Raw genomic sequence first — 24,124 nt, 5'->3', positions numbered from 1 at the left:
ATCCGTAGCGCAATTCGTCACACTCAAAACGTCACCCGCATGCCCGCATAGAACGCCCTTGGCCGTGCCGGGCTGAGCGAGCGCGGGTCGGTGAACTCTGCGCCGCCATTGGTGAAGTTGGGAAAGGCTTCGCGGTCGAAGAACTGGCCGTAGGTCGCGTAACGCTTATCGAAGACGTTGTCGACGCGGCCGTAGAGCTGGACGTTCTTCGTGACCTGATAGGAGGTGTGGAGATTGAACACCGTGTAGGACGGTAGCTTCGCGAACTGGTTCGACTCGTCGCCGACCAGATACTGGCTGGAGACGAACAGCGCGTTGCCGCCAACCTTCCAGACGTCGGTCACGGCGTAGTCGACGCCGATCTTGACGCGATGGCGCGGGATTGCGGGGATCTGGTTGCCGGGCGAGACCTGGATGGTCTCGGTGACGGGATCCCTGAACGGGCTCTCCGAGCCGAGTTCCAGCGGATCAAGGAAGCGCGCGTCGAGGAAGGCGTAGCTCGCCTGAAACTGGAGCGTGGGAGACTTGATGTTGACTTCGGCTTCGAACCCCTGCCGGCGCGTCCGGCCGACATTGGAAAAATAGCCGAAGCCGGTGCGCCCGACGGCGGGTACCGCAACAATGTCGTCATAGTTGGTGGCGCGGAAGCCGCCGATCTTCCAGCCGAGCGTGCCGATGTTCAGCTCCTTGGTGCCGCGCAGGCCCGCTTCTACTGTCTTGGACACGACCTGCTTCAGCGGCGGGTCGGAGACGAGAAACGCCGCAAGCAAGCAGGGACGGGCTGGATCGGCACAACCGAGCTCGAGCGGCGTCGGCACGCGGTTGGCCTCGGAATAGCCGGCATAGGCGGTCAGCTCGGGCGTGATCTTGTAGGTGCCGCCAACCACCGGATTGAACCGGGTGAAGGTGTGATCGCCGTTGAGGTCGGTCCCGAGCTGATCTTCCAGCGTGATGCGCGCCACGTTGAAACGGCCGCCGCCGGTGATGGCGAAGGCGTCCGTGACGTTGAACGTATCCATCGCGTAGATGCCGTTATACTGGTTGACGGTCCGCAGCGAGACCGGACCGGCAACCGGGTCCGGCGTGCCGGTCGCTCCCAAGAAGACGCCGCTGCCGCTGACGACGTAGTTTTCTCCGATCGAGCCGATCTCGGCGGTCGCAGTATAGCGCGTGACACTGGCGTCATAGGTTGCGCCCATCACGAAGCGGTTGTCGTGGCCGAACAGTTGATCGGTGTTGGTGGCCTGTCCCGACACGCCGAGGGTGGTCGACCTTATCGTGCTCCGGTCGATCTCGCCGAGGAAGGTTCCCGAGGCAAAGGGATCGGCGAGCTGAAGACCGTTCGTGCCGTTCGCCGGCGTCGTATCGTCGCCGAAGCACAGCAGCCCTGCAATGGCACATTCCTGCACATCGGTCGGATTGCCATCGACGAGCTTCTGCTCGTAGCGGCGCACATGGGCGGTGCCTTCGAGCGTCCAGGTCGGCGTCGCATCGACCTTGCCGGTGAGGTTGAGATAGCCGACGCGATTGCTCGTGGTCTGCGGTGTGGTGTAGGTCGCGCCCCAATATTTGTCGAGCAGCTCGGCCGGAACGGTGGCGCTGGCGCCGAAATCGTTCTTGGCGACGCCCATGTTGGCGTGGAATTCACTGTCGCCAGCCTTGTAGCCGACATCGCCGTAGAAGCGCCGCACGTCCGATCGGGAGAAATTGCGGAAACCGTTGTCGTGCAGGCCTTCGAGCGCGGCATAGACGCCAAAATTCTTGTCGACCTGCTTGCCCCATTGTGCTGAGCCCTGGATGCGGCCGAACGAGCCGCCCATGACATTGAGCTCCGCACCCCGATAGGTGAAACCGTCCTTCATTTGCAGGTTGATGGCGCCGCCCAGCGCGTTGAGGCCGAAGGCGGGATTGTTGGTCACCAGCGTCACCGACCTGATCGCGGCGGTTGGGATCAGGTCCCAATTGACGGCGTCGGAGAAGGCTTCGTTGATGCGGACGCCGTTTTGGTACACGGCGAGGCCTTGCGGCGTGCCGGTCACGGGCGAAGCGACGAAACCGCGGAATTCGACATCGGGCTGAAACGGATTGCCGGTGACTTCGCTGATGTTGACGCCGGCGATGTTGTCGCGCAGCGCATCGGTGACGTTGAGCGAACCGGTGCGCTTGATCTGGCTGGCATCGACGGCATTGATCGCCGACGGGACCTTGTCGACATCGAGACCCCGGCCGGTGCCCGGCGCGGTCGGATAGACGTAAATGCGTGTCCTGGGGCTCGCGGACGACGGGGCGCCCACGCGGGCGACCGGTCGCGACGGCGCAGTGCGCCTCGCCGTCGATGGCGGTGGTGCGGTCACCTCGACCGGCGGCAGGTTCTGAACGTTGGTCTCATCGTCCTGCGCCGCCCCGGCAGGGCCTGCAAAGACCAAACCCGATATCAGCCCCGTCGACACCGAGGCCATCAACAAACGACGCTTGAACGAAAGACCCTTGCCCATCCCCGCCTTCCCATCCGTGACCACCGGCTGTTTTGATTTTCGCCGTTTGGTCGAGACAAGTGTAATCAGCGGCAGTGGGCGCGCCAGCCACAAAAGGTCGGGAGATATCCGCACCCGTTTTCCCGACCAAATCGGGAATTCTTCCCGATGATCTCGGGCGCGATCAGGCCGCCGCCGTCGGAACCAACGCCTCGACGGTCAAACCGCTCTCGCCGGAGACGACATTGAGCGTGCCGCCCAGCGCCAGGATCCGCTCGCGCATGCCGACGAGGCCGAAACCGAGCTTCTGACCCGGCTCCATGCCGCGGCCATTGTCGCTGACCCTCACCCGGGCGCAGACGCGGCCGTCGCGCGTCGCCAGCACCGCCGGTTCAATGATGACGTTGACCGAGGTCGCGCCGGCATGGCGGAACACGTTGGTGAGCGCCTCCTGCACGATGCGGTAGATGGTGAGGTCGGCGGTCTCGCCGGTCGCGCCCAGCGCAGGCGAAATCGAGGTCTCGATCGTGACCTCGGGATGCGACTCCCGCCATAGCCGCGACAGCGATTCGAGCGCCTGGCGCAGGCCAAGCTCGGCGAGGCCGACGGGCCGCAGTCGCTCCAGCACGCGGCGGGTGAACTGCTGGAGCGCATTGATCTGCTCCAGCAAGGCGCTGCCGTGCTTGCGGACGGCCTCCGCACTCGGCGCACGACCGTCCGCCAGCTTCGCCAGCGCGCTGGCATGGGCGCGCAGCGAGAACAGATACGGCCCGAACTCGTCATGCAGCTCGCGCGCGATCTCCTTGCGCTCGACGTCCTGGAGCGACACCGCACGCCCGGCAAGGCGCCGCTTATCCTCGACCGCCTCGCCGAGCGCTGCTGCGAGATGATTGAGCTTGCCGCAGATCGCGGCGAGCTCGGGCGCGCCGCCCGGCGTGACCCGCGCGTCATAATGCCCGCCCTCGATCTCGGCCATCGTCTCGGCCAACGACTGGAGCGGCACCAGGGCCCGGCCGACCACATTCATCATCACCAGGAACAGCACGACCGCGATGACCGAGCCGACCTCGAGCTGGGTCACGATGCTGTCCCAGATTTCGGCCATTTCGTCGTTCGGATGCGAGGTGATCACGAGCGAGCCGGGCTTGCCATGGATCGAGACGGGCACGCTGACCGCGGTCTGCTCGGGATGAACCAGGCTGACGAACCAGGCCGGCGGCCCGCGCGTGTCGGCGTCGACATCAGGCCGGGGCGGCGTCAGCGGATTTCCGCCGGCATCCCGTAGCGCGATGCTGACATGGCGGAGACGGCTGAGATCGCGCGCAATCTGGTTCAATCTCGCATCCGGATCGGGCGCCTCGTTGAGATCGGCAACGATCATCTCGATGAACTCGCGCGCGAGCCGGATCACGCTCTGGTCCTCGGCCTGCACGCGCGGCCCCGCCTCCGCAACCTGGCGGACGATATTGACGGCGAGCCCGAGTGCCAGCAGCAGCGCCAGCAACAGGTTGATGCGCCCGCGCAAAGATAGGTTTTGCCACATTGGTATCGCTCGTGCCCCGCGAAGGTTTTGCCCGCGCCTGTCCGATGACGTTGACAGAGGCGAAGCGGCGGATATCTAATCGGAAGCGTACAGCAATCCCGGCCGGGTTGCATGAGGCGACATAAGACGCGCGTCTTGCCTAGTCGGCTTCATGCGGCGCAGAACAGGCCGCGGCTGTCGCGGGGAACGCCTATGCGCATTCTGATCGTCGACGATCATCCCATCGTCGCCTCCGGCTGCCGTGCCGTGCTGGCCGACGAGGGCGAGATCGAGATCTTGGAGGCCGCCGACGCCGAAGACGGCGAGTGCGTCTTCATCGTCGAGCGCCCTGACCTCTGCATCATCGACATCAACCTACCGACCGTCTCCGGCTTCGAGCTCGCGCGCCGCATCCTCGAGCGCGCGCCCGAGGCCCGCATCATCATGTTCAGCATGAACGACGATCCGGCCTTCGCCGCGCGCGCGATCGAATGCGGCGCCAAGGGCTACGTCTCCAAGACCGGCGACCCCGACGATCTCGTCGAGGCGATCCGCGCTGTCGGAAGCGGCGGCACCTATCTGCCGAGCGCGATCGCGCGCAGCATTGCCTTTGCGGGACCGACGCTGGCGCAAAGCCCGCTCTCGAAGCTGAACGCGCGCGAGATGGAGATCCTGCGGCTGCTCAGCGCCGGAAAAAGCCTGTCGGAGATCGCCTGGCTGGTGCAATCGTCCTACAAGACGGTGGCCAACACCTCCTCGATCATGCGACAGAAGCTCGGCGTGAAGACCTCGGTCGAGCTGGTGCGGCTGGCGATCGACAGCGGCGTTGCCTGACATCGCCACAAATTTCGGTCACACAAGCGTTGCAATCTTGATGTGGTGAGATGCCACGGAGCTTTTGGGCATGACGATTCAGACTGTCTCGACGAACAAATCCTATGGCGGCGTGCAGGGCGTATACCGCCATGCGAGCCAGGCGACCGGAACCGACATGGTGTTCTCGGTCTACGTCCCCCCGCATGCGGACGGCGCCAAGCTGCCCGTGGTCTGGTACCTCTCCGGGCTCACCTGCACGCATGCCAACGTCACCGAGAAGGGCGAATTCCGCAAAACCTGCGCCGAGCTCGGCCTGATCTTCGTCGCGCCCGACACCTCACCGCGCGGGCCCGACGTACCTGGGGATGCCAACAACGCCTATGATTTCGGCCTCGGCGCCGGCTTCTACGTCGACGCGACGCGAGAGCCGTTTGCGCGCAACTATCGCATGTGGAGCTACGTCACCGACGAGCTGCCGAAGCTGGTGCCGGAGAATTTTCCGGTCGATGCCAAGCGGCAATCGGTGATGGGCCATTCGATGGGCGGCCACGGCGCGCTGACGGTGGCGCTGCGCAATCCGCACCGCTACCGCGCGGCAAGCGCCTTCGCCCCGATCGTGGCGCCCTCGCTCGTGCCCTGGGGCATCAAGGCGCTGACCGGTTATCTCGGGCCCAACAAGGACACCTGGCGCAACCACGACACGGTGGCACTGATCGAAGACGGCGCGAAATTCTCCGGCTTCCTGGTCGACGTCGGTGAGGCCGACAATTTCCTGAAAGAACAGCTCAAGCCGGAGTTGCTTGAAGCCGCCTGCACCAAGGCGAGCATCCCGCTGACGCTGCGGCGCCAGGCGGGCTACGACCACAGCTACTATTTCATCTCGACCTTCATGAGCGATCACCTGCACTGGCATGCGGAGAGATTGAAGGGGTGAGCTTTCTGCTCTCCCTCTCCCCGTTCTTACGGGGGGAGGGTTGGGGTGAGGGGCCGCCTCCGCGAAAACAGTAACAGTTGGAGCCGCGGAGACTCCCCCTCACCCGGAATTTGCTTTCGCAAATTCCGGCCTCTCCCCGCAGGCGGGGAGAGGCGAAGACCTCACGGCCGCCCGTAATTCGGGGCCAGCAAGCGGTTGCGGATCAGATAGCTCATCGTTCGCGTCCAAGATTCATCGCTGTTGCCGCGCATGTCGGCGCTGGCGACCGTGATCATGGTGCCGGTCTTCACGTCGCGCAGATAGATGTTCAGGTTGATGATCAGGTTCGAGACCTTCTGCACGAGCCCGGTGATCTCCAGCTCGGCGCCGAGCTGCCCGGCCAGCTTGAGGTCGCAGCCGCCGCAAGCCTGTAAGTTCGCGTGACGGGCGGCATCCCTGATTGGGGCGATGTCGAGCACCTGGAACCTGCCTGAATCAGCCAGCTCCTTGCGCAGCTGCTCGCTGATGCGCTCCAGCCGCGCCAGCTCGGGCCTTGAGCCGTAGAACTCGCCAGGCAGGCTGGTGTCGATCAGCTCGAAATCGAACACCGCCAGTTTCGGCGGGTCGGCGAGCGCGACCGATCCGGTCAATAGCAAAGCGGCGAGACATATCAGCGCTCGCACGATCGTGATTCCAGTCCCCATACGCGCGAGGACGAAATGCGGGGTTGCATGCCCTGACAAATTGGTCATGCTTTAGCAGAGACAATTCTCCAACGGCGGTCAAGCCGGAGAGATCGTCCGGAGGAAACATGATCCGATGGTTGGTCGGCCTGATCGGCTTGGGTGTTGCCGCGACGAGCGTGCTCGCGGCGGACCCTGTTACGATCGGCGTCGGCTATCTCGGCGTCGCCGGCACCAGATCAACGCTGTCGCTGGTCGAGCAGCCCGCGGAGAATGACGGCTTCGCCGGCGCCCGTCTCGCCATCGAAGACAACAACACCACCGGAAAATTCCTGGGCCAGCGCTTTACGCTGGAGGAGCGCCGCATCAAGGAAGGTGAGGATCCGGTCCGGGCCGCGACCGCGCTCGCCGAGAAGAACGGCTTCGTCATCGCCGACCTGCCAGCCGATGCGCTGCTGAAAGTCTCGGATGCGCTGCGGGAGCGCGGCACGCTGCTGTTCAACGTCGGCGCAATCGACGAGCGGCTGCGCGAGGCCGATTGCCGCGCCAATGTCATCCACACCGCGCCGACGCGCGCGATGCTGGCGGATGCGCTCGGGCAATATCTGGTGTGGAAGCAGTGGAAACGCTGGCTGCTCGTGGTCGGCTCGCATGACGAGGACAAGCTGTTCGCCGATGCGCTCCGGCGCACCGCAACGCGGTTCGGCGCCAAGATCGTGCAGGAGCGCACCTTCGAGGACAAAGGCGGCGCGCGCCGGACTGATTCCGGCGTGACGCTGATCCAGCGCCAGATGCCGGTGTTCACGCAGCAGGCCCCGGCGTACGACGTGCTCGTTGTCGCCGACGAGAGCGAGGTGTTCGGCGCGTATCTGCCCTATCGCACCTGGGATCCCCGTCCCGTCGCGGGCTCGGCCGGCCTCGTGCCGCGCAGCTGGGATGCCGCGCAGGACCAGTGGGGCGCGATCCAGATGCAGAACCGCTTCGTCAAGCTGAATTCGCGGCGCATGACAGCGCTCGACATGCAGGCCTGGACCGCGGTGCGCATGATCGGCGAAGCCACCTCGCGCACCAATTCCGGCGACGTCAAGAAGGTCACCGACTTCATCAAGGGCCCGGATTTCTCGATCGCCGCCTTCAAGGGGACGCGGCTCACCCTGCGCGACTGGAATCTCCAGCTTCGCCAGCCGATCCTGCTGGTCGACGGCCGCATGGTGGTGTCGGTGTCGCCGCAAGAGGGTTTCCTGCACCAGGTCTCCGAGCTCGACACGCTCGGCTATGATCGCCCGGAGAGCAAATGCAAGTTGAAATGAGAATCGTGAGATGAGGTCAAGCTGCCACCGCGACGACACTGCGCCCCCTCCCTCGCTTGCGGGGGAGGGTTGGGGAGAGGGTGTCTCCGCGAAGAAGACTCCCCAAGCGGAGCGAGCCCTCTCCCGTATCGCATCTCACGATGCGATACGACCTCCCCCGCAAGCGGGGGAGGTGAAGCCAGCCCGCGGACAGACGTCACGCATGCTGGGGGTTGCGTTGCTTGTGGCTCTAGCGCTCGCCACAGCGCCCGCGCATGCGTTCATCGCCTATGTCTCGAACGAGAAGAGCAACACGGTGTCGGTGATCGATACCGACAGCTGGACCGTGACCAAGACCATCAAGGTCGGCCAGCGCCCGCGCGGCATCGATTTCACCCGCGACGGCAAGTTCGTGATGGTCGCGGTCGGCGACGACGACACCATCCAGGTGATCGACGCCAAGACGCAAAGCGTGGTGGACAGCCTGCCCTCCGGCCCCGACCCTGAATTGTTTGCCCAGGATGCCGCCGGAAAGGTCCTCTACGTCGCCAACGAGAACGACAATACGGTGACCGTGATCGATCTCGAGAAGCGCGCCCGGCTCAGCGACATCCAGGTCGGCGTCGAGCCCGAGGGCATGACCATCAGCCCCGACGGCAAGACGCTGATCAACACGTCCGAGACGACCAACATGGCGCATTTCATCGACACATCCTCGCGCCAGATCGTTGCCAATGTGCTGGTCGATGCGCGGCCGCGCTTTGCCGAATTCAAGCATGACAGTTCGGAACTGTGGGTGTCCTCGGAGATCGGCGGCACCGTCTCGATCATCGATCCCGGGAAGCACGAGGTGATCGGCAAGGTCACCTTCGAGATTCCCGGCCTGCGGAAAGAGGCGATCCAGCCGGTCGGCATCGGCATGACCAAGGACGACAAGACCGCCTTCATCGCGCTCGGCCCCGCCAACCGCATCGCCGTGGTCGACGTCGCGACGCGCAAGGTGACGAAATATCTGCTGGTCGGGCAGCGGGTCTGGCACATGGCGTTCACGCCGGATGAAAAATACCTGCTCACCACCAACGGCGTGTCGAATGATGTGTCCGTCATCGACGTCGCCGCGCAAAAAGTGATCAAGACCATTCAGGTGGGCGAACTGCCCTGGGGCGTCGCGATCGCGCCATGACCAGCCCTGCCCCCATCGCCGAACCGCGCGAGACCTCGAGGCCGGAAGCGGCCGCGGTGCCGGCGCTGTCGATCGACGGCGTCAGCCATTCTTACGGGCCGCGACGGGCGCTGACCGACGTCTCCTTCAACGTGCAGTCGGCGAGCTTCACCGCGCTGCTCGGCCTCAACGGCGCCGGCAAGAGCACGCTATTTTCACTGATCACGCGCCTGTTCGGCATCCAGCTTGGTCGTGTCTCCATCTTCGGTCACGACATCAGCAAGAGCCCCGGCGAGGCGCTGCGGCTGCTCGGTGTCGTGTTCCAGCCGCGCACGCTCGATCTCGACCTCTCGCTGACGCAGAACCTGCTCTATCACGCCGCGCTGCACGGCATCAGCCGGCGTGAGGCGGCTGCACGTAGCGCCGAGCTGCTCGGGCGCATCGGGCTCGAAGAGCGCGCCGGCAGCAAGGTGCGCGATCTCTCGGGCGGGCAGATGCGGCGACTGGAGATCGCGCGGGCGCTATTGCACCGGCCGCGGCTGCTGTTGCTGGACGAGCCGACCGTCGGCCTCGACGTCAAGGCGCGCGCCGACATCATCGGCCATGTCCGCCAGCTCGTGACTGAGCAAGGCATCGGAGTGCTCTGGGCCACGCACCTGTTCGACGAGATCATGCCCGGCGACGATCTCGTGGTGCTGCACCAGGGCAAGGTGCTGGCGCAGGGCCCGATGAGCCGCGTCGTCACGGACGCTGGCGCGCAGGACGTCAACACCGCCTTCATGCGCCTGACCGGCGCGCAAACCATGCCGGGAGGCGGCGCATGAGCAGCATCACCACCCGCGAAGCGCCGCGCGGCTTCTCGTTCGTCGAGTACATGACTTGCCTCACCGGCATCGTCTGGCGCGAGGGCCTGCGCTTCCTGCATCAGCGCGAGCGCTTCGTCTCGGCTTTGGTGCGGCCCCTGGTGTGGCTGTTCATCTTCGCCGCCGGCTTCCGCCAGGTGCTCGGCATTTCCATCATCCCGCCCTACGAGACCTACATCCTCTACGAGGTCTATATCGCGCCCGGCTTGATGGCGATGATCCAGCTCTTCAACGGCATGCAGTCCTCGCTCTCAATGGTCTATGACCGCGAGATGGGCAATATGCGCACGCTGCTGGTTAGCCCGCTGCCACGCGGGTTCCTGCTGTTCTGCAAGCTGCTCGCGGGCACCGCGGTGTCGCTGCTCCAGGTCTATGCGTTCCTCTTGATCGCCTGGTTCTGGGACATCACCCCGCCTCCATCGGGTTATCTCACCGTGCTGCCGGCGTTGATCCTGTCCGGGCTGATGCTGGGCTCGCTCGGCATGCTGATCTCCTCCGGCATCAAGCAGCTGGAAAATTTCGCCGGCGTCATGAATTTTGTCATTTTCCCGATGTTCTTCGCCTCCTCCGCGCTTTATCCGCTCTGGCGGGTCCAGGAGGGCAGCCCTTATCTGTATTACCTCTGCGAGGCCAATCCGTTCACTCATGCGGTCGAGCTGATACGATTTGCGCTGTACGGACAGATCAACTGGATTTCGCTGGCGGTGGTCGCGATCTGCACAATCGTCTTCATGATCGGTGCGATTTTCGCCTATGATCCGTCGCGCGGGCTGGCGCGACGCGGGCCTGCAGGAGGCGAAGGATGAAGGTTCTGATCCTGGCTGCCATGGCAATTGCGCTGTCGAGCACGGCCGCGCGCGCGGCCGATTCGCGCTATCCGGACTGGCCCTGCACCCAGGCCAAGGTGCCGGAGATTTCGCTGGCGGCTGTCTGGGCCGGCCCGCCGCTCGACGACGTCCAGAACAAATGGAAGGACGATGCCAAGATCAGCGCGCTGGTCGCAAAGCTGTCGGCGCGCAAGACGCCGCTCGACGAGGCCGAGAAGTCGGTGAGGGAGTTTCTGGCCGCCTCCGCGTCCGACAAGACGGCGAATGCCAAGCTGCTGTTCGCCGGCCTGTTCGACACGCTCAATGCCCAGCGCTCCCAGGTCATGAACGGGCTCGAACGCGTCAGCCGCAAGCAGCGCGAGGCCGCCGACAAGATCCGTGAGGAGACGCTGGCGCTCCAGGCGCTCCAGGGCGCAACACCGCGCGACGATGCCAAGGTCGAGGCACTCAGCAACGAACTGATCTGGAAGACCCGCATTTTCGAGGATCGTCACAAAGTGGTGCGATTCGTCTGCGAGGTTCCGACCACGATCGACCAGCGCCTGTTCGCGCTCGGGCGCGTGATCCAGCAGGAAATGGAATAGCGTCAGCCTCGCTGACGGCTCACCAAAGTTCCCGTGATATCAGCGCGATCGTTAACCTTTCGCCGCGCGATCTGGCGGAACCAAATCACTCCAGGATGTCTTGTCGAAGTCAATCCAAGACATCCAATCCAGGACATCGGGAGGCCTCGATGGGAACAACAAGATTCATCTTCGCGGGCGCTGCGGTCATCACCATGCTCGCATCCAGCGCCTTTGCCGACGACATGACCGGAATGGTCACGCGGATCGATCGGCTCAATGGCACGATCTCGATCCAGCAGACGCAGAAAGGCACGATCGGCGCCAGTTCAGGCAACGCCGGCGCGCTCCAGGAGTACAAGGCGAAGGACGCCGCAATGCTGGACGCCGTCCATGCCGGCGACAGGGTGAGTTATGCAGCCACCGAGACGAACGGCACCGGCACGCTGACGAAGTTGGAGAAGCAGAAGCCGTAGCACTGGTCCAGATCGTCATTGCGAGCGAAGCGAAGCAATCCAGAGTTCCTCCGCGGAATGATTCTGGATTGCTTCGCGGAGCCTGTCATCGGGCCGCGCTTCGCGCGGACACGTTGGCTCGCAATGACGAAGGGGGAGTGCTGTGTCTATTGCTGACAGCGCGATCGCGGAGGCTCCCCTCACCCCAACCCGCCCCTCTCCCCGCAAGCGGGGCGAGAGAGCGCACCTCGGCCAATCGTTACTGCTCCGGGCGCGGCTCGGGCTGCGCTTCCTCGGCCGGGAGTTTTGCGCTCTCCCAGCCGTCGGTGCCGTCAGGGTACCAGGCGATGTTGGAATAGCCGTACGCCAGCGCGCGCTTGGCGGCGTTCCAGGACATCCAGCAATCGGCAAGGCAATAGATCACGAGCAGCACAGCCTTGTCGCCGTGCGATGCAAGCGCAAGGCCGCGTTGCAGATAATCGTCCATGGCGGGCGGCAACGCGCCGTAGCCGGTGTCCGGCAGCCACAGGCTGCCCGGAATATTCTTGCGCGGCGCATCGCGCCACACGGTACCGGCGGGAAGGTTCTTCGGTTTCGGCGGCCGCGGCATCACGTCGACGAAGGCGCCGCTCCTCGCGCGCCAGATCGCCTCGGCCTCCGCCGTCGTCAGCACGCGCGCGCCGGCGAGCGTTGCCGGCACCGGCGCGCGGTAATTGTCGGTGCGATATCCCTCGGGCTCGAACGGCTCCTGCTGCTGCGCCAATGCCGGCCCTGCCAGAACAGCGGCGAGCAGCGCAACGGCAAGATGCCGCTTCATGGCGTCTTCTTGACCGTCTCCGCGCCGAGCGGCCGATCGCTCTCGTCGAGCAGCGGGACGCCGAAGTCGAGCAGGATCTTGTTGATCTCGCCCTGGTTCTCCTGGATCAACTTGTTCAACTGCCGCTTCCAGTTCTGATCGGCCGGACGCACGCCCATGCCGATGCGATAGACCAGCTTCGGCCCGGTGGTTTCCTTCACCAGTGGCGTAACGTGGAGCGAAGAGCCGGCCTTCTTCGCATAGTAGCCGGCCATCGGGCCCCACAGCACGCCGGCGTCGATCTTGCCGGCGGCGAGATCGTCGATCATGGCCTGCGCCGAACTGTCGAAGCGGGTGTCGATCATCAGCGGATAGGGCTTTGCATCGCCCATCAGACCGGCGATCGCCATGTTGGTCGCCGGCGGCGTGCCGGCGACGATGCCGACATGCTTGCCTTTCAGGCGCGTGTCCTCCAGCGTATCGACGTCCTCGAGCCCGCTGCCGGCTTTGGCGACCAGCGCATAGGTCGTGCGGTAATAGGGATTGGTGCCCTGCACGAGGTCGTCGCCCTGTGGGAAGCCCATGATGACGTCGCAGCGATGCGCACCCAGCGTCATGCGCACGAAGCCGGTGGCCTGCGGGAAGAACACGTAGTCGAGCTTCTTCTGGAGCTTGTCCGCCAAGAACTCGGCGAGCTTGTTCTCGAACCCCTCGCCTTTCTCGTTGGAGAACGGCAGATTGCGCGGGTCGGCGCAGACGCGCAGCACCTTCGGGTCCACCAATTCGAAGGAGAGGTCGCCGGTGTCGTTGGTCTGCGCGATCGCAGCATCGCCGAACACGCAGGATGCCATCAGGACCCACAGTGAAAACAACCAGCGACGATGTCGTCCGGCCTCCGTCATCGCGCTTCCTCCTCGTTTTGTTTGAATGTTATCCATGCAACGCATGACGCGCCAAGTTTTGCCAGCTTGGTGTTGGCTTTGCTTTGCTGCAGCGCAATGCAGCAAACCCTCTGAACTGAGGCGGAAAAGTGTCTTACGTCGCTTCAATGATCGCAGCCTTGTCCCTGCTGGGGATCGTCACGCTAGCACGCGCCGAGGCATCCGAATTGCCTGTGAGCGAAGTCGCGCCGGGAATCTTCGTACACTCCGGGACCATCGCCCTGATGACCCGCGCGAACGAGGGCGACATCGCCAATGTCGGCTTCATCGTGGGCGATGATGCGGTGGCTGTGATCGATACCGGCGGCAGCTACCGCGAAGGCGAGGCGCTGCTGGCCGCCGTGCGGGCGAAGACGCCCAAGCCGATCCGCTACGTTATCAACACCCACGGCCATCCCGATCATGTTTTCGGCAATGCCGCCTTCGCCGCCGGAACCACCACCTTCGTCGGCCATAGCAAGCTTCCGCAGGCGCTCGCGGCGCGTGGGCCTTTCTATCTCGACAATTTCCGCCGCATCATGGGCAGTGAGCTGATTGATCCCGTGAAGATCATTGCCCCTACCCTGCTCGTTTCGGACACGACGACCCTCGATCTCGGGTCGCGCCGACTGATCTTGCGCGCCTGGCCGGCCGGGCACAGCGACGCCGATTTGACCGTGTTCGATGAGACGAGCAAAACCCTGTTCGCGGGCGATCTCGTCTTTCTCCGCCACATTCCGGTCATGGACGGCAGCATCCGCGGCTGGCTCGCCACGTTGAAGGGATTGGAGGCCATTCCGACGCTGCGCGTCGTTCCTGGTCACGGCCCCGTGAGCGACTGGCCTGCCGCACTGACCGATGAGCGACGCTACCTGTCGACGCTGCTGTCCGACGTCCGCGCATTGAACAAGAAGGGCGAGCCGATCCGAACCGCCGCCGACCAGGCCGCCGCGTCGGAAAGGCCGCGCTGGGAGTTGTTCGAGGAGTACAATCCCCGCAACGCAACCGCAGCATTCTCGGAAATTGAATGGGAGTAGCCGGCACGCTACGATAGGCAAAACGCCCGCAGGACCGTGACCATGATGGCATGCACTCGCCGCCTGACCTTGACCGCCGTACTGCTCGGCATCGCCTTCGTCGTGCCGGCGCCGGCGGAAGAGGCCTATGATCCCTGGCCGGGCCTGGTGCAGGACATCTTCAATAGCCGTCCGATGAACGACGGCAGCACCGTCATCGGCATCGAGATGCCCTATCGCGCCGAGGACGCGGCCATCGTGCCGGTGACATTGCGCAGCAAGCTGTCACCCGGCGATGCGCGACGCATCCGTTCGATCACGCTGGTGATCGACCGCAACCCGGCGCCGATGGCCGCGAAGTTCGAACTCGGGCCGGATGCCAATGTCACGGAGATCTCGACGCGCGTGCGCGTCAACAACTACACCGACGTGCATGCGGTGGCCGAGCTCAGCGACGGCCAGCTTTATGTCTCGAAGGTCTATGTAAAGGCCTCCGGCGGCTGCTCGGCGCCGGCGGGCAAGAACATCGAGGAAGCCAGGAACCGGCTCGGCCAGATGCGCTACCGGCAATTCGCACGCGAGGAGGCGCCGGCGAGTCGCGTGCGCGAGGCGCAGATCATGATCGGCCATCCCAACAATTCCGGCCTGCAGATGGATCAGGTCACGCAGCTCTATATCCCGGCTTTCTTCATCAACCAGCTCAAGCTGATGCAGGACGACAGCCCCGTGCTGTCGATGGAAGGCGGCATCTCGATCTCGGAAGATCCCAATCTGCGCTTCACCTATGTCTCCAACGGCGCCAAGCGCTTTCGCGCGGAGGCAAAGGACACGGATGGGCACGTGTTCCGCAACGAGTGGGACGTGGAGAAGCCGGGGACGTGAAGATTTCTTACCCTCTCCCCCCGTGGGAGAGGATGCCTCGCGAAGCGAGGCGGGTGAGGGGTCTCTCTCCGCGAGCGCAACTCTCAACGTCTGAGCAAGAGGAGAGATACCCCTCATCCGGCGCTTCGCGCCACCTTCTCCCACAAGGGGAGAAGGATGACACCGTCTGTGCCGCGATAGCTAAAAACACCTCACCTCGGCTTCCGCCTGCGCGCGCCTCAAATCATTCACCGCCGAGTTCGCCTGCTCCGAGGTGCGGAACTGAACGCCGAGATTACCGCGCACCTGGGACATGCTGAGCGCGGTCTCCGCGGTGACGTAGCGCGCATAGGGCACGATCGAGGCGACCACGTCGATCGAGCAGGAACATTGCTCGATCGTAGACCGCGCCTCGCCATTGGCCTTCATGCAGCCATAGACGTACTCGGCGCGCGCCGACGTCGGATAATCATTGGCATCCTCGGCCTGCGCCGCGCATGTGGTCGCCGCCAATACCGCCATTGCGGCGACAATCGGTCGTAGCCGTCCCGCCAGTTTCATGCGCATCCTCCCGATGGTTGCGACCAAAGCTATGCTATGCGTATTGTCCTGAAAAGCACTCCGTCAGAGGAAACGGCTCACAAGGTGATGAGAGCACTTGGTGCGATAAAGGTACTTGGTCGAACATTGGCGCTCGCGGTGGCGCTGGCGTTGACGCTAGCCGCACCCGGCCGCGCCGCGGAGACCATCCGCCTTGCGGTGCAGAAAACCGGAACATTCTCCTGGGAGCTGGCGGCGATCCGCGCGAACGGTCTGGACAAGGAGGCCGATTTGTCGCTGGAGGTCAGCGAGCTCGCGAGTACCGAGGCCGGCAAGATCGCGATGCGCGCAGGCAGCGCCGACATCATCCTGTCGGACTGGCTGTGGGTATCGCGCGAGCGCGCGCTCGGCGCCAAGCTCACCTTCTATCCCTATTCCAGCGCGCTCGGCGCGGTGATGGTGCCGGCGGCTTCGCCAATCAAGACGCTCGCGGACCTCAGGGGACGCAAGCTCGCCGTCGCCGGCGGAGCGATCGATAAGAGCTGGCTGATGCTCCAGGCCCGCATGAAGCAGGACGGCATCGACCTGAAGTCTGCGGCGACCATCGTCTATGGCGCCCCGCCCCTGATCGCCGCCAAGGCGCTCGACGGTGAGATGGATGCGAGCCTCAACTTCTGGAATTTCTGCGCGCAGCTCGAGGCCAAGGGCTTTCGCCGCCTCGCCGGCATCGAGGACATCCTGCCAAGACTCGGTGCCAAGGGCGCGGTCGCCGCGGTCGGTTATGTCTTCGACGAGAACTGGGCCGCAAGCCATCGTGACGCCGTGGCGCGATTCATCGCGATGACCCGCAAGGCCAAAGAGCTGCTGGTGACCTCGGACGCGGCCTGGGACAAGATCGCACCGCTTACCGGCTCCACCGATCCGGCCATGCTCAAGACCTATCGCGACCGCTATCGCGACGGTATCCCGCGCCGGAGCATCGGCGACGAGGAGGCGGATGCGCGCGTGCTCTACCGCGTGCTCGCCGAGATCGGTGGCCGCGACCTCGTCGGGCCGGCGGCCGAGCTCGATCCCGGCACCTTCTATCACGCGGTCCCCGGAGACTGAGGTGCTGCGCCTTCTCTCGTTTGTCCTGTTCCTCGCAATCTGGTGGATCGCCGCGCTGTTCGCGGGCGGCGCAAAGCTGCCCTCCCCGCCCGCCGTGCTCCAGGTCATGATCGCGGAGGCCGCGAGCGGCGCGTTGTTCCTGCATCTCGGCGCCACGCTGGCGCGCGTCACCCTCGCCTTCGTGCTGGCGATGTCGCTCGGCAGCGCCATCGGCTATCTGATGGGACGGGTGAAGCTTGCCGACCGGCTCGGCGATCCCTGGCTGATCCTGCTGCTCAATTTACCCGCCTTGGTCGTGATCGTGCTGGCCTATATCTGGGCTGGCCTCACCGAGGCCGCCGCGATCGCGGCAATCGCCATCAACAAGCTGCCGACCGCCATCGTCACCTTGCGCGAGGGCGCGCGCGCGCTCGACCGCTCGCTCGACGAGATGGCGAGCGTATTCGCGATGCCACGCTGGCGTGCCTTCCGCCACGTCGTGCTGCCGCAGCTTGCGCCCTATATCGCAGCCTCTGCGCGCTCCGGATTGTCGCTGGTATGGAAGATCGTGCTGGTCGCCGAGCTGTTGGGCCGTCCGAACGGCGTCGGCTTCGAGATCGGCGTCGCCTTCCAGCTGTTCGACACGCCGCGGCTGCTCGCCTATTCGCTGACCTTCGCCGCAGTCGTGCTCGTCATCGAAACCTTGCTGGTGCAGCCGTTCGAAGCCCGCGCAACACGGTGGCGCCCCCGTGCGGCTTGAGGTCGAGATCACAGGCAAGACGTTCAAAAGTGCCGCCGGCGGAACGCACGAGGTGCTGGCGCCGGTCAAGTTCACGCTTGAATCCGGCGAGGTCGGTGTGCTGATCGGCCCCTCCGGCTGCGGCAAGAGCACGATGCTGCGCATCATCCTGGGGCTCGATCATGAGTTTCAGGGGCGGATCGAACGGCCGCCGCAGGCGCGGATCGGCATGGTATTCCAGGAGCCGCGGCTGCTGCCGTGGCGTTCGGTCGAGCAGAATGTGCGGCTCGCTGCACCCGATGTCACCGATGCCAGGCTGTCGGAGCTGTTCAAAATCCTGGAGCTGGAGGCACATCGCAGCCATTTCCCCGGCGAATTGTCGCTGGGGCTTGCCCGGCGCGTCGCGCTGGCCCGCGCCTTTGCCGTCGAGCCGGATATTTTGGTGCTTGACGAACCGCTGGCATCGCTCGATGACGCTCTCGCTGGACGCCTGCGGGATGAGATTGCGACGCTCGTCGCGAGCCGCCCAGTGATGACGCTTTTGGTGACACACAGCCTGGACGATGCAGTGCACCTGGGCGATCGGCTGTTCTTCCTGTCGCCCCGGCCAACGCGGATCGTGGCAGAGGTACCTATCGACATCCCGCGCGACACTCGCGGCGAAGCCGAGATTGCGGCCATCAAGGCCGGCCTCGCCCAACGAACTCAAGGCGACCGCGCCGAGCGAGATATCTCATAGCCGGTCGCTTGGCGGATGTGCTAGATAGGCTGGCAGCGGAGTTGATGATGACGCGGACGGTCGCCCTCTCAACGCTTGCAACGCTTGGTCTTGCACTCGTCACGATGACGGCGGGCGCGCAGGACATGATGCGTGACGTCGACCTCACCTCCCCCGCGATGGTCTCGGCCGAAATGACCAGGCCAGAGGTCGAGGCCGTGCTGGCCAAAGCGAGCGCCGCGCAGCCTGCCGATTTCACCGGCAAACGCCTGTCGGGCCTCGATCTCTCGGGGCTGGACCTGTCCAACGCGGTTCTCCGCGCCGCGCGGCTCAACAAGACAATACTCCGAGACGCCAAGCTCGACCGTGCTATCCTCGATCAGGCATGGCTGCTGGATGCGGATCTTACCGGCGCAAGCCTGAAGGGCGCCAATCTGTTCGCCTCGCAAATGGCGCGCGCGCGTCTCGACGGCGCGAACCTGTCGGGAGCGCGCATCGCTGCCGATCTCACCGGCGCAAGCATGGTCGGCGCCTCGATCGCGGACGCAAAGCTTGGCGCTGACATGCGCAACCAGTCGATGGGGCTGATGCGCGCGGTTCTCAGATCCGCCAACCTGGAACGGCTGAACGCGCGCAACGCCGATTTGTCGCGCGTCGACCTCCAATTCGCGGCCCTCAGGGGCGCCGACCTGAGCGGCGCATCACTGAAAAACGCCGAACTCGGCGGAGCCGATCTGACCGGCGCCATCGTCATCGACGCCGATTTCGACGGCGCCGATCTCGTCTCGGCGAAGCTGATCGCACCGAACGGCCTTGACCGCGCCAAAAATTTCGACAAGGCAAAGAACCGCGAGCGCCTGATCAGGGAATGACGGCCCGCCTTTGGGAGGACTGGCTGATGCGTTGGGTTCTAGCTTTGATCGCATTGTTGACGCTTGCCGGCGAAGCCGCCGCGCAGGCCAAGGGCAAGGGCATCCGGCTCTGGAATCTGACGACTGAGACGATCTCCGGCTTCCAGCTCGCTCCCGCCGGCAGGACTGACTGGGGTCCGAACCAATGCTTGAACGACAAGGACAAGGAGGTCGACCACGACGAGCGGCTGCGCATCACCGGCGTCGAGCCGGGCCATTACGACGCCAGGGTGAGCTATCCCAATGGCCGGCAGTGCATCGTCCGCGGCATCGAGATCAGGGCCGACGCGGTGTTCTCAATCGCCGATAAGGATTTGAAGGATTGCACCAAGTAGCGCCGCCGCTCACGCCTTGTCATGCGTGTGCGGGTATTCGCAGCGCCACCGCACCGCCTGCCACTTCGGATGTTCGCCGACCCATTGCGCGATATAGGGCGGCGCGGCCATCGCGCATTGCCGCGGCGACCCGGAATAGTTGAACACCAGATGCTGCTCCTCGCAGGTCGCAGGCGAGAGCACCGCACACACAGTCACCACCAGGTCAATCGGGTTCATGCCGGGATCCTGTCGCAAGAGGCGATGGAGATTAGCACGAAAGGATACGTTCCAAGGAGCGGGAAGTTTCAAACCGGGGCTGAAATTGGAGTGTTTTCGTGCCCTTGCGCACTTGCGCCTTAAAAGTTGACCCCGAACACAACCCTCGCCTGGTGGCGCTCGAAATTGACGAGGTCGAGATTGGCGGATGACCCGGCCGGACGTCCCCAGGCCTGCATGCTCCAGCTCAAGGTCAAGCGCGAGCGCTCGGAGAGCTGGAAGTAAGCGGTGGGGCCGACGAATAGGGCCTGGCCCGAAAACTCGCCGAGGCCAATGCCTTCGTATTGCCGGAAATAGCGCATCTCCCCGCCGAGCAGCACATTGGGCCGCACGCGCACCATGCTGGCAAACGCCGCCCCGATCGTCGAGCTCTTCTCGGACAGTCCAGCTACCTCGAAGCGCGCCCATTCCGGCTGATAGATCAGATTGAGCGCAGCGATGGCGAAGTTTGGCACGAGCTCGCGGTCGAAGGCGAGCGTGAAATCGGTGCCGTACATCCGTCCCTTCGCGCCGCTGGTCTCGTCGATGCGGCTGCCATGGAGCTCGGCGGCGACAGTCAGGCCGAACGGCGCGTGCTCGCGGTCGAGCAGGCGATAGCGCAGGTCGAGCGAGGCGCCCTGGAAGTTGAACTGGCGGCGATCGTCGATGTCGGGGACGCCGGTGATGTCGTGCAGGCTGGCGGTGCCGCGGACCTCGATGCGGAAGTTCGGCAGCGGCACCACCTCGATCTCGACCTCCTGCGCGAGCGCGCGATAGGCCCCGGCGCCCTTACCGAATCGTCCCGTCGTCTCGCTCTGGAATTCGCGCTCGCCGACAGTGCCGACATCGGTGCCGATCATGAAACCGAAGATGTGCTCGGTATCGAAGCCCTCCTCGGCATACGCATACGCCGGTGCCAGCACGCCCGCGCACGCAATCATCAGCCAAAATTTGCGAGCTCCGCCGCGCATCCCGTGCCCTGAAGACGCGCCCCCGCTTTGATGCGGCAGCAGCGCTGACCCGGCATGATCGTAACACACCGCCGCGGAGCATGGTCGAGATTTTGAAGGCGAGAGCAGTAAAGCGCTGCCCGGGTGTGGCTTTGCATCAATGGCAAAGCGCGTCAACAACAACGCGTGACACACAACGGCTGACGAGGATCCGACACTGCCACGGCTTCGACGGCGTTTGCCATCGAAGCCGCGGCAGGTCGTCAGTCTTACTTGCGCGAAGCGCAGGCGTACATGTTGATTTCCATGCCGACCGGCACTTCCACGATCTTCGGAGCTTTCCAAGCCATTCGGGGTCTCCCAAGGTATTGAGCGCGACATCGCGCGGGGCAAAACCTAGGGCTCGGTCCCCTATAGTTCAAGCGCCGATTCGAATGCCGAACGCGTCTGTGTCGATTCTTCGCGGCCGCATTTCTCTCTCGGGCAAAGCCAGTTCCCTCTTGGTCAAGCACAGACCTGGAGGACATCACCTTGCGCGACACACCGCGCCTCGAATCGACACGACCAGCGCCGCGCGTCAGCAGTCCTTGTCGGCCATTGCCGGGTTCGGCTTGGCACCTTCGGCCTGCTGAGCCGCCGTCGGTTCACTCTGCATCTGCCGCTGCGCATCCTCGGATGAAGCCGGCGTTTCGCCGCTCGCACGATTCATCGTGCTGGTCGGCGGATGCTGACTGGTGTCGCTCGCCGAACTCGATGGATGGGATTGCGCCGAGCCCACGGTGACCGGGCCAGACCCGGCATCCTTGTCAGCGGCTGCACTGCCGGTTTTGCAGGGGCCCGCGACGGCGACACCGGCGCTCAACGTCAGGATCGCGCAGGCAGCAAGAACGGATCGTTTGGTGTTCATCTGCATGATCTCCTCTCCTCCCGCCGCGCAGCCCCAACGCGCCAGGCAGGCCATTTCGGGGAGAACAGGCCCGGCAGCCCGATGTTCCGAGTGTCGGAGCGGAATTAATCGCACTGCCGCCGCCCACGTCCGTTCCAGGCGTACGCACTCAGCGCAGCAGCCGCAGCAGCGCGCGGCCAGCCCGCGCGTTCAGCTCTTTTGCATCAAGCGTGCCATCCTTGTCCGGATTGGCCGCATTGAAGCGTTGCTCCACTACCGACAGGTATTCGTCGAGCGTAAGCGTCCCGTCATGATCGGGATCGGCGGCGGCGAGCTCTTTCGCTGACAACCGCCCGCGCAACTCGCGTGCATCGAGCGTGCCGTCGTGATCGGGGTCGAGCTTGGCGAACAATGCGCTGGCCGCCTTCTTCACCTCGGCGAGATCGAGCGTGCCGTCATTATCTGTATCGAACATCTTGACCGCGTTGCCGGATGCCGCGAGAGCCGGACCGGACAGCAATGCAATCGTGAGCGCAAACGCAATTGAGCGACCTGACCTCATCGAAACCTCCTGAGAAACTCGATTCGAGCGGATCCGACATAAATCCCACGAATGTGCCCTGCTTCAAATCGGAAACTGCAACCTGCGCGCGCTACAACTCGCGGAACTCCGCCGCGCCAAGCTGGCCGCTTCCGTCGGACCGCTTCGCGTCGCGGAATTTCTCCAGCGTCTGCGCACAAGTGAGAACGGGTTGTCAGGTTTCCGTCAGGTGACTGGCCTCTGGCGTTCAACAGGTTGGCGTCGCACTCACGACTTTCGTATTGACGCGTTTTGCATTCGGGCGGAGTGTTGTTCCTGCAGCGTCAAAAGACGCGCATATTGGGAGGAACGGATGAAACGCTTTGCGATGGCCGCGAGCCTCGTCATGCTTGCATCGACTTGTGCAAGCGCACAGACCACCGAGCAACTGGTCAAGGGCGCGACCGATACATCGAACGTTCTCAATTACGGGATGGGCTACAATCTCCAGCGTTTCTCGACGCTGAACCAGATCAACAAGGACACCGTCAAGAACCTCGTCCCGGTCTGGAACTACTCTTTCAACGACGATCGCAGCGAGGAATCGCAGCCGCTGGTGTACCAGGGCGTGATCTACGTGACCTCGCACAATGCGACCATGGCGGTGGACGCCAAGACCGGCAAGCAGATCTGGAAAACCAAGGTCGAGTATCCCGCCGAGACGCCGCGCATCGTCTGCTGCGGCATCATCAATCGCGGCGCCGCGCTCTATGACGGCAAGGTATACCGCACCACGCTGGACGCCAACGTGATCGCGCTGGACGCCAAGACCGGCAAGGAGCTGTGGCGGCAGAAGGCCGCCGACATCAAGGAAGGCTATTCGATGACGGTGGCCCCGCTGGTCGCCGACGGCGTTGTCATCACCGGCATCTCCGGCGCCGAGTTCGGCACGCGCGGCTTCATCGACGGCTGGGATCCGGCGACGGGCAAGCATCTTTGGCGCACCCATTCGATCCCCTCGCCGGACGAGCCCGGCGGCGACACCTGGAAGGGCGACACCTGGAAGCTCGGCGGCGGCTCGACCTGGATCACCGGGTCCTACGATCCCGAGCTCAACACCGTCTATTGGGGCATCGGCAATCCCGGCCCGTTCAACTCGGCGGTGCGGCCCGGCGACAACCTCTACACATGCTCCGTGCTGGCGATGGATCCCAAGACCGGCAAGATCAAGTGGCACTACCAGTTCTCGCCGAACAATCCGTTCGACTACGACAGCGTGGCCGAGATGGTGCTCGCCGACATGAACGTCGAGGGCAAGCCGACCAAGGTGCTGATGGACGCCAACCGCAACGGCTTCTTCTACGTGCTCGATCGCACCAACGGCAAGCTGCTCGCGGCCAACCCTTACGTGAAGGTCAACTGGGCGACCGGCATCGACATGAAGACCGGACGTCCGATCGAGACCGACGTTTCGAAGGACGCGCGCGAAGGCAAGAAGGTCACCGTCTATCCGTCGATCCTCGGCGGCAAGAACTGGGAGCCGATGTCGTTCAATCCGCAGACCGGACTGGCCTATGCCAACACGCTCGCCTTCGGCGGCAGGTACAAGACCGAGCCCGTGACCTTCAAGCAGGGTGAATGGTATCTCGGCATGGATCTGACCGACCTCTGGGAGTACGGAGACGGCCCGCGCGGCCATCTCAAGGCGATCGATCCCCTGACCGGCAAGGCGAAGTGGGAGGCTCCCGTCGACATCCCGCGCTTCTCCGGCGTGCTGTCGACCGCAGGCGGCGTCGTGTTCACGGGCGCGCTGACCGGCGAGTTCGAGGCCTTCGATGCCGACAGTGGCAAGAAGCTCTGGCAGTTCCAGACCGGCTCTGGCATCGAGGGACAGCCGGTCACCTGGCAGCAGGACGGCGTGCAATATGTCGCCGTGACGAGCGGCTATGGCGGCGTCTACTCGCTGTTCTCCGGTGACGAACGACTGGCCAAGGTGCCGCCCGGCGGCTCGCTGTGGGTCTTTGCACTCAAGCAGTGACCAC

Annotated in this window: 27 protein-coding genes; 16 read left to right on the top strand and 11 right to left on the bottom strand. The window is 64.3% G+C overall.

The features are described from left to right. Positions 1-23: 23 nt before the first annotated feature. Entirely contained in the window at positions 24-2,495 is a 2,472-nt protein-coding gene (locus XH85_RS15450) for a TonB-dependent receptor (RefSeq protein ID WP_208758127.1), read from the bottom strand. A 163-nt stretch (positions 2,496-2,658) separates the two neighbouring features. After that, entirely contained in the window at positions 2,659-4,017 is a 1,359-nt protein-coding gene (locus XH85_RS15445; protein WP_128932478.1) for a histidine kinase, read from the bottom strand. A gap of 192 nt (positions 4,018-4,209) precedes the next feature. Between XH85_RS15445 and XH85_RS15440 the strand changes: the two genes are divergently transcribed. Next, complete coding sequence (locus XH85_RS15440; protein ID WP_128939281.1) at positions 4,210-4,830, top strand: response regulator; 621 nt, start codon at positions 4,210-4,212, stop codon at positions 4,828-4,830. 70 nt (positions 4,831-4,900) lie between these two features. Continuing rightward, complete coding sequence (gene fghA / locus XH85_RS15435) at positions 4,901-5,746, top strand: S-formylglutathione hydrolase (protein WP_128932476.1); 846 nt, start codon at positions 4,901-4,903, stop codon at positions 5,744-5,746. Positions 5,747-5,907: 161 nt separating this feature from the next. On the opposite strand, the gene XH85_RS15430 is transcribed toward fghA, so the two are convergent. Continuing rightward, the gene (locus XH85_RS15430) at positions 5,908-6,477 is read right to left on the bottom strand and encodes a DUF3280 domain-containing protein (RefSeq protein ID WP_128932475.1); all 570 of its coding nucleotides are present in this window, start codon (positions 6,475-6,477) and stop codon (positions 5,908-5,910) included. A 59-nt stretch (positions 6,478-6,536) separates the two neighbouring features. Between XH85_RS15430 and XH85_RS15425 the strand changes: the two genes are divergently transcribed. From XH85_RS15425 to XH85_RS15400, 6 genes are all read left to right on the top strand, one after another. After that, the gene (locus XH85_RS15425) at positions 6,537-7,718 is read left to right on the top strand and encodes an ABC transporter substrate-binding protein (protein WP_128932474.1); all 1,182 of its coding nucleotides are present in this window, start codon (positions 6,537-6,539) and stop codon (positions 7,716-7,718) included. 202 nt (positions 7,719-7,920) lie between these two features. Continuing rightward, complete coding sequence (locus tag XH85_RS15420) at positions 7,921-8,880, top strand: YVTN family beta-propeller repeat protein (RefSeq protein WP_128932473.1); 960 nt, start codon at positions 7,921-7,923, stop codon at positions 8,878-8,880. Beyond that, positions 8,877-9,683 (top strand): ABC transporter ATP-binding protein, encoded by an 807-nt coding sequence (locus XH85_RS15415; RefSeq protein ID WP_128932472.1) that lies wholly within the window; start codon positions 8,877-8,879, stop codon positions 9,681-9,683. Before XH85_RS15420 ends, XH85_RS15415 begins: the two co-directional genes overlap by 4 nt. Beyond that, complete coding sequence (locus XH85_RS15410; protein WP_128932471.1) at positions 9,680-10,528, top strand: ABC transporter permease; 849 nt, start codon at positions 9,680-9,682, stop codon at positions 10,526-10,528. The genes XH85_RS15415 and XH85_RS15410 overlap by 4 nt, the downstream gene beginning before the upstream one ends. Then, the gene (locus XH85_RS15405; protein WP_091898410.1) at positions 10,525-11,133 is read left to right on the top strand and encodes a hypothetical protein; all 609 of its coding nucleotides are present in this window, start codon (positions 10,525-10,527) and stop codon (positions 11,131-11,133) included. Before XH85_RS15410 ends, XH85_RS15405 begins: the two co-directional genes overlap by 4 nt. A gap of 149 nt (positions 11,134-11,282) precedes the next feature. After that, entirely contained in the window at positions 11,283-11,588 is a 306-nt protein-coding gene (locus XH85_RS15400) for a copper-binding protein (protein WP_128932470.1), read from the top strand. A gap of 238 nt (positions 11,589-11,826) precedes the next feature. Here the strand turns inward: XH85_RS15400 and XH85_RS15395 are convergent, their stop codons facing one another. Continuing rightward, a complete protein-coding gene (locus XH85_RS15395; RefSeq protein WP_128932469.1) occupies positions 11,827-12,384 on the bottom strand; it encodes a PQQ-dependent catabolism-associated CXXCW motif protein in 558 nt (185 codons plus the stop codon). Further along, the gene (locus XH85_RS15390) at positions 12,381-13,265 is read right to left on the bottom strand and encodes a substrate-binding domain-containing protein (protein WP_128932468.1); all 885 of its coding nucleotides are present in this window, start codon (positions 13,263-13,265) and stop codon (positions 12,381-12,383) included. The genes XH85_RS15395 and XH85_RS15390 overlap by 4 nt, the downstream gene beginning before the upstream one ends. Positions 13,266-13,411: 146 nt before the next feature. On the opposite strand from XH85_RS15390, the gene XH85_RS15385 reads away from it, so the two are divergent. Continuing rightward, positions 13,412-14,320 (top strand): quinoprotein relay system zinc metallohydrolase 2, encoded by a 909-nt coding sequence (locus tag XH85_RS15385; RefSeq protein WP_420837885.1) that lies wholly within the window; start codon positions 13,412-13,414, stop codon positions 14,318-14,320. A 42-nt stretch (positions 14,321-14,362) separates the two neighbouring features. Continuing rightward, entirely contained in the window at positions 14,363-15,181 is an 819-nt protein-coding gene (locus tag XH85_RS15380; RefSeq protein WP_164940514.1) for a quinoprotein dehydrogenase-associated SoxYZ-like carrier, read from the top strand. Between the two features lie 180 nt (positions 15,182-15,361). Here the strand turns inward: XH85_RS15380 and XH85_RS15375 are convergent, their stop codons facing one another. Then, the gene (locus XH85_RS15375; protein ID WP_128932465.1) at positions 15,362-15,721 is read right to left on the bottom strand and encodes a hypothetical protein; all 360 of its coding nucleotides are present in this window, start codon (positions 15,719-15,721) and stop codon (positions 15,362-15,364) included. An 87-nt stretch (positions 15,722-15,808) separates the two neighbouring features. Here XH85_RS15375 and XH85_RS15370 point away from each other — a divergent pair, with 87 nt between their 5' ends. Genes XH85_RS15370 through XH85_RS15350 form a run of 5 tightly spaced genes read left to right on the top strand, consistent with a single transcriptional unit; the run spans position 15,809 to position 19,489 of the window. After that, positions 15,809-16,807, top strand: coding sequence for an ABC transporter substrate-binding protein (locus XH85_RS15370; protein WP_128937284.1), 999 nt, complete (start codon positions 15,809-15,811; stop codon positions 16,805-16,807). 1 nt (position 16,808) lies between these two features. Then, complete coding sequence (locus XH85_RS15365; RefSeq protein WP_091896428.1) at positions 16,809-17,546, top strand: ABC transporter permease; 738 nt, start codon at positions 16,809-16,811, stop codon at positions 17,544-17,546. Next, positions 17,536-18,264, top strand: coding sequence for an ABC transporter ATP-binding protein (locus tag XH85_RS15360; protein ID WP_128932464.1), 729 nt, complete (start codon positions 17,536-17,538; stop codon positions 18,262-18,264). Before XH85_RS15365 ends, XH85_RS15360 begins: the two co-directional genes overlap by 11 nt. A gap of 47 nt (positions 18,265-18,311) precedes the next feature. Beyond that, positions 18,312-19,115, top strand: coding sequence for a pentapeptide repeat-containing protein (locus tag XH85_RS15355; protein ID WP_164940517.1), 804 nt, complete (start codon positions 18,312-18,314; stop codon positions 19,113-19,115). 26 nt (positions 19,116-19,141) lie between these two features. Next, positions 19,142-19,489, top strand: coding sequence for a hypothetical protein (locus XH85_RS15350; RefSeq protein ID WP_128937283.1), 348 nt, complete (start codon positions 19,142-19,144; stop codon positions 19,487-19,489). Between the two features lie 9 nt (positions 19,490-19,498). On the opposite strand, the gene XH85_RS15345 is transcribed toward XH85_RS15350, so the two are convergent. The 5 genes from XH85_RS15345 to XH85_RS15325 form a co-directional block, all read right to left on the bottom strand. Continuing rightward, complete coding sequence (locus XH85_RS15345; protein ID WP_091896419.1) at positions 19,499-19,708, bottom strand: hypothetical protein; 210 nt, start codon at positions 19,706-19,708, stop codon at positions 19,499-19,501. 119 nt (positions 19,709-19,827) lie between these two features. After that, on the bottom strand, positions 19,828-20,667 hold the full coding sequence (locus XH85_RS15340; protein WP_245473644.1) for a hypothetical protein: 840 nt from the start codon (positions 20,665-20,667) through the stop codon (positions 19,828-19,830). A gap of 278 nt (positions 20,668-20,945) precedes the next feature. After that, complete coding sequence (gene pqqA / locus XH85_RS15335) at positions 20,946-21,026, bottom strand: pyrroloquinoline quinone precursor peptide PqqA (protein ID WP_008562446.1); 81 nt, start codon at positions 21,024-21,026, stop codon at positions 20,946-20,948. 227 nt (positions 21,027-21,253) lie between these two features. After that, positions 21,254-21,589, bottom strand: a complete 336-nt coding sequence (locus XH85_RS15330) for a hypothetical protein (RefSeq protein WP_128932461.1) — start codon at positions 21,587-21,589, stop codon at positions 21,254-21,256. 142 nt (positions 21,590-21,731) lie between these two features. Further along, the gene (locus XH85_RS15325; protein WP_128932460.1) at positions 21,732-22,124 is read right to left on the bottom strand and encodes an EF-hand domain-containing protein; all 393 of its coding nucleotides are present in this window, start codon (positions 22,122-22,124) and stop codon (positions 21,732-21,734) included. Between the two features lie 331 nt (positions 22,125-22,455). On the opposite strand from XH85_RS15325, the gene XH85_RS15320 reads away from it, so the two are divergent. Continuing rightward, positions 22,456-24,120, top strand: coding sequence for a methanol/ethanol family PQQ-dependent dehydrogenase (locus tag XH85_RS15320; protein ID WP_128932459.1), 1,665 nt, complete (start codon positions 22,456-22,458; stop codon positions 24,118-24,120). The last annotated feature ends 4 nt before the right edge of the window (positions 24,121-24,124 follow it).

Origin of the sequence: Bradyrhizobium zhanjiangense (assembly GCF_004114935.1) — a bacterium.
Classification (GTDB): domain Bacteria; phylum Pseudomonadota; class Alphaproteobacteria; order Rhizobiales; family Xanthobacteraceae; genus Bradyrhizobium; species Bradyrhizobium zhanjiangense.
This window is presented reverse-complemented; position numbering and strand designations above follow the sequence as displayed.

Excerpts from the sequence above, each read along its gene's own strand:
- XH85_RS15445 (WP_128932478.1), bottom strand. The coding sequence starts at position 4,017 with ATGTGGCAAAACCTATCTTTGCGCGGGCGCATCAACCTGTTGCTGGCG.
- XH85_RS15415 (WP_128932472.1), top strand. The coding sequence starts at position 8,877 with ATGACCAGCCCTGCCCCCATCGCCGAACCGCGCGAGACCTCGAGGCCG.
- XH85_RS15370 (WP_128937284.1), top strand. The coding sequence starts at position 15,809 with ATGAGAGCACTTGGTGCGATAAAGGTACTTGGTCGAACATTGGCGCTC.
- XH85_RS15405 (WP_091898410.1), top strand. The coding sequence starts at position 10,525 with ATGAAGGTTCTGATCCTGGCTGCCATGGCAATTGCGCTGTCGAGCACG.
- XH85_RS15410 (WP_128932471.1), top strand. The coding sequence starts at position 9,680 with ATGAGCAGCATCACCACCCGCGAAGCGCCGCGCGGCTTCTCGTTCGTC.
- XH85_RS15430 (WP_128932475.1), bottom strand. The coding sequence starts at position 6,477 with ATGACCAATTTGTCAGGGCATGCAACCCCGCATTTCGTCCTCGCGCGT.
- XH85_RS15355 (WP_164940517.1), top strand. The coding sequence starts at position 18,312 with ATGACGCGGACGGTCGCCCTCTCAACGCTTGCAACGCTTGGTCTTGCA.
- XH85_RS15350 (WP_128937283.1), top strand. The coding sequence starts at position 19,142 with ATGCGTTGGGTTCTAGCTTTGATCGCATTGTTGACGCTTGCCGGCGAA.
- XH85_RS15330 (WP_128932461.1), bottom strand. The coding sequence starts at position 21,589 with ATGCAGATGAACACCAAACGATCCGTTCTTGCTGCCTGCGCGATCCTG.
- XH85_RS15375 (WP_128932465.1), bottom strand. The coding sequence starts at position 15,721 with ATGAAACTGGCGGGACGGCTACGACCGATTGTCGCCGCAATGGCGGTA.
- XH85_RS15340 (WP_245473644.1), bottom strand. The coding sequence starts at position 20,667 with ATGATTGCGTGCGCGGGCGTGCTGGCACCGGCGTATGCGTATGCCGAG.
- XH85_RS15390 (WP_128932468.1), bottom strand. The coding sequence starts at position 13,265 with ATGACGGAGGCCGGACGACATCGTCGCTGGTTGTTTTCACTGTGGGTC.
- fghA (WP_128932476.1), top strand. The coding sequence starts at position 4,901 with ATGACGATTCAGACTGTCTCGACGAACAAATCCTATGGCGGCGTGCAG.
- XH85_RS15320 (WP_128932459.1), top strand. The coding sequence starts at position 22,456 with ATGAAACGCTTTGCGATGGCCGCGAGCCTCGTCATGCTTGCATCGACT.
- XH85_RS15325 (WP_128932460.1), bottom strand. The coding sequence starts at position 22,124 with ATGAGGTCAGGTCGCTCAATTGCGTTTGCGCTCACGATTGCATTGCTG.
- XH85_RS15440 (WP_128939281.1), top strand. The coding sequence starts at position 4,210 with ATGCGCATTCTGATCGTCGACGATCATCCCATCGTCGCCTCCGGCTGC.
- XH85_RS15395 (WP_128932469.1), bottom strand. The coding sequence starts at position 12,384 with ATGAAGCGGCATCTTGCCGTTGCGCTGCTCGCCGCTGTTCTGGCAGGG.
- XH85_RS15425 (WP_128932474.1), top strand. The coding sequence starts at position 6,537 with ATGATCCGATGGTTGGTCGGCCTGATCGGCTTGGGTGTTGCCGCGACG.
- XH85_RS15400 (WP_128932470.1), top strand. The coding sequence starts at position 11,283 with ATGGGAACAACAAGATTCATCTTCGCGGGCGCTGCGGTCATCACCATG.
- XH85_RS15450 (WP_208758127.1), bottom strand. The coding sequence starts at position 2,495 with ATGGGCAAGGGTCTTTCGTTCAAGCGTCGTTTGTTGATGGCCTCGGTG.
- XH85_RS15420 (WP_128932473.1), top strand. The coding sequence starts at position 7,921 with ATGCTGGGGGTTGCGTTGCTTGTGGCTCTAGCGCTCGCCACAGCGCCC.
- XH85_RS15345 (WP_091896419.1), bottom strand. The coding sequence starts at position 19,708 with ATGAACCCGATTGACCTGGTGGTGACTGTGTGTGCGGTGCTCTCGCCT.
- XH85_RS15385 (WP_420837885.1), top strand. The coding sequence starts at position 13,412 with ATGATCGCAGCCTTGTCCCTGCTGGGGATCGTCACGCTAGCACGCGCC.
- pqqA (WP_008562446.1), bottom strand. The coding sequence starts at position 21,026 with ATGGCTTGGAAAGCTCCGAAGATCGTGGAAGTGCCGGTCGGCATGGAA.
- XH85_RS15380 (WP_164940514.1), top strand. The coding sequence starts at position 14,363 with ATGATGGCATGCACTCGCCGCCTGACCTTGACCGCCGTACTGCTCGGC.